1 protein-coding gene is annotated in these 3,388 nt (G+C 69.8%); it reads right to left on the bottom strand.

What is annotated here, in order from left to right:
- Positions 1-323: 323 nt before the first annotated feature.
- Positions 324-3,179, bottom strand: coding sequence for an RNA polymerase-associated protein RapA (gene rapA / locus DK254_RS02910; RefSeq protein WP_177412019.1), 2,856 nt, complete (start codon positions 3,177-3,179; stop codon positions 324-326).
- Positions 3,180-3,388 lie beyond the last annotated feature (209 nt).

The raw sequence follows: 3,388 nt of genomic DNA, 5'->3' as shown, positions 1-3,388 counted from the left end.
CGGTGGTGGGGAGGGGAATGCCTGAGCTGTAGGAGCGGGCCCTGCCCGCGATTTCGCGCGCAGGGCGCGCTCCTACATGGGAATGGCGTGAGTGGGGCAGCGTAGGAGCGGATCTCATCCGCGAATCGCGCCGGATCGTCCGGCTATCGCGGACAAGGTCCGCTCCTACGGGGGAGGCATACCGTGCTTCCCTGCAACCTGTAGGAGCGGGCCCTGCCCGCGAAATCGCGGACGGAGTCCGCTCCTACGGGGTGACGCCAATTGGGCGGGCATGAAAAAGGCCGCCGCGGTTTCCCGGGGCGGCCTTTTCGGCGTGGCGCGGATCAGCCGGCGACCAGCACGCGGATCGCCTCCAGGCGCAGCGAGGCCTTGTCCAGCAGGGCCAGGCTCTCGTCGCGCTGGGTGCGCAGGGCTTCCAGCTCGCTGTCGCGCACGCTGGGGTTGACCTGCTTGAGCGCGGTCAGGCGCGCCAGTTCCTCGTCGAGGCTAGCCACCAGTTGCTGGCGGGCCTTCTCCACGCGTTCGGCGTGGCGCGGGGCGACCTTGGCCTCGCCGGCGGAGAACTGCTTGGCCAGCACGTCGCGCTGGGCCTGGACGAACTTGTTGGCGCTGGCGCGCGGTACGCTTTCCAACTGCTCGTGCAGCGTCTCGAAGGACACCCGGGCGGCCAGGTCGTTGCCGTTGGCGTCGAGCAGGCAACGCAGCGCCACCGGCGGCAGGAAGCGGCCCAGCTGCAGCTTGCGCGGGGCCACCGCCTCGCTGACGAAGAGCATCTCCAGCAGCACGGTACCGGGCTTGAGCGCCTTGTTCTTGATGATCGCCACCGAGGTGTTGCCCAGCGAGCCGGACAGCACCAGGTCCATGCCGCCCTGGACCATGGGGTGTTCCCAGGTGAGGAACTGCATGTCCTCGCGGACCAGGGCCTGGGCGCGGTCGTAGGTGACGGTCACGCCTTCGTCGTCGCCCAGGGGGAAGCTGGCGTCGAGCATCTTCTCGCTGGGCTTGAGGATCAGCGCGTTCTCGGAGTGGTCCTCGCTGTCGATGCCGTAGGTGTCGAACAGCTTCTCCATGTAGATCGGCAGGGCGAATTCGTCGTCCTGCTCCTCGATGGCCTCCACCAGCGCCTCGCCCTCGCCGGCACCGCCGGAGTTCAGCTCCAGCAGGCGGTCGCGGCCGCTGTGCATCTCCGCCTCCAGGGCCAGGCGCGCGGCCTGGCCTTCTTCGAGCAGGGCGGCGAAGGCTTCGTCGTCGCCGCCGTCCAGCAGCTCCACCAGGCGCGGGCCGAAGCGGTGCTGCAGGGCGTTGCCGGTGGGGCAGGTGGCGAGGAAGGCGTTGAGTGCCTGGTGGTACCACTGGAACAGGCGTTCCTGCGGGCTGCCTTCCAGGTGCGGCACGTGCAGCTGGATGGTGTGCTGCTGGCCGATCCGGTCGAGGCGGCCGATGCGCTGTTCCAGCTGGTCCGGGTGGGCCGGCAGGTCGAACAGCACCAGGTGGTGGGCGAACTGGAAGTTGCGGCCTTCGCTGCCGATCTCCGAGCAGATCAGCACCTGGGCGCCGAATTCCTCGTCGGCGAAGTAGGCCGCCGCGCGGTCGCGTTCGAGGATGCTCATGCCCTCGTGGAACACCGTGGCCGGGATGCCCGAGCGCAGGCGCAGGGCGTCTTCCAGGTCCAGCGCAGTCTCGGCGTGGGCGCAGATCACCAGCACCTTGAACTGCTTGAGCATCTTCAGGGTGTCGATCAGCCATTCCACGCGCGGGTCGAAGCGCCACCAGCGGGCGTTCTCGTCGGTGCTGTCGTCGAGCTGCGCCTGGAAGCTCACCTCCGGGTACAGGTCCGGGTGCTCGCCGATCGGCAGCTCCATGTACTCCACCGGGTTCGGCAGGGCGTAGGGGTGCAGCCGGCGCTCGGGGAAGCCGAGCACCGCGGCGCGGGTGTTGCGGAACAGCACGCGGCCGGTGCCGTGGCGGTCGAGCAGCTCGCGGACCAGGCGTGCGCGGGCTTCTTCGTCACCGCCTTCGACCGCGCCGAGCAGGTCGCTGCCGGCGTCGCCGAGGAAGCCGTGGATGGCCTCGCGGGCAGTGGGCGACAGGCGCCCGTGGTCGATCAGTTCCTGCACCGCCTCGGCCACCGGGCGGTACTGGCTGCTTTCCTGGCGGAAGGCCTCCAGGTCATGGAAGCGGTCCGGGTCGAGCAGGCGCAGGCGCGCGAAGTGGCTGTCCAGGCCGAGCTGTTCCGGGGTGGCGGTGAGCAGCAGCACGCCGGGGATGATCTGCGCCAGGGTTTCCACCAGCTGGTACTCGGGGCTGGCCTGCTCGGGGTGCCAGACCAGGTGGTGGGCCTCGTCGACCACCAGCAGGTCCCAGCCGGCGGCGCACAGGGCGTCCTGGGCGCGCTCGTCGCGCTTGATCCACTCCAGGGCCACCAGGGCCAGCTGGCTGTCCTCGAAGGGGTTGCTGGCGTCGCTCTCGGCGAAGCGCTCGCGGTCGAACAGCGCCACTTCCAGGTTGAAGCGCCGGCGCATCTCCACCAGCCACTGGTGCTGCAGGTTCTCCGGCACCAGGATGAGCACGCGGCTGGCGCGGCCGGAGAGCAGCTGGCGGTGGATCACCAGGCCGGCCTCGATGGTCTTGCCCAGGCCCACTTCGTCGGCCAGCAATACGCGCGGGGCGATGCGGTCGGCGACTTCGCGGGCGATGTGCAGCTGGTGCGCGATGGGCTGGGCGCGGGCGCCGCCCAGGCCCCAGAGCGAGGATTGCAGCAGGCGGGTGCGGTGCTCCAGGGTGTGGTAGCGCAGGGCGAACCAGGGCATGGGGTCGATCTGCCCGGCGAACAGGCGGTCGCTGGCCAGGCGGAACTGGATGAAGTTGGACAGCTGGGTTTCCGGCAGGACCTTGGCGTCGTTGTGCGAGTTGATGCCGTGGTAGACCAGCAGGCCGTCGACCTCCTCGACCTCGCGGACGGTCATCTTCCAGCCTTCGAAATGCGTCACCTCGTCGCCCGGGGCGAAGCGCACGCGGGTCAGCGGGGCGTTGCGCTCGGCGTACTGGCGGGTATCCCCGGTGGCCGGATAGAGCACGGTGAGCAGCCGTCCGTCGAGCGCCAGGATGGTTCCCAGCCCCAATTCTGCTTCACTGTCGCTGATCCAGCGTTGACCCGGTTGATACTGCGCCATGGACACCTCCCGCAAAAAGCCGGCTATGGTAACGGAACACGCGGCTTTCAGCGACGCCCGTTCGCCCCCGGCGGCCGGGTGGAGTCGCCGCCGGGGCGACGGGCCTGCGCCAGCCCCGCGCTGCCGGCCAGGCCGGGGTGGATGCGGATTGTTCCGTGAAGTGTAGCGAGGGCGCCGGCGCCTGCCGCCGCCAGCCGACAACCTGAAGCCCGCGA

The organism is Pseudomonas sp. RW407, from assembly GCF_003176655.1.
GTDB classification, from domain to species: Bacteria; Pseudomonadota; Gammaproteobacteria; order Pseudomonadales; family Pseudomonadaceae; genus Pseudomonas; species Pseudomonas delhiensis.
The sequence above is the reverse complement of the archived record's forward strand: the minus strand, read 5'-3'. Positions and strand labels throughout refer to the sequence as shown.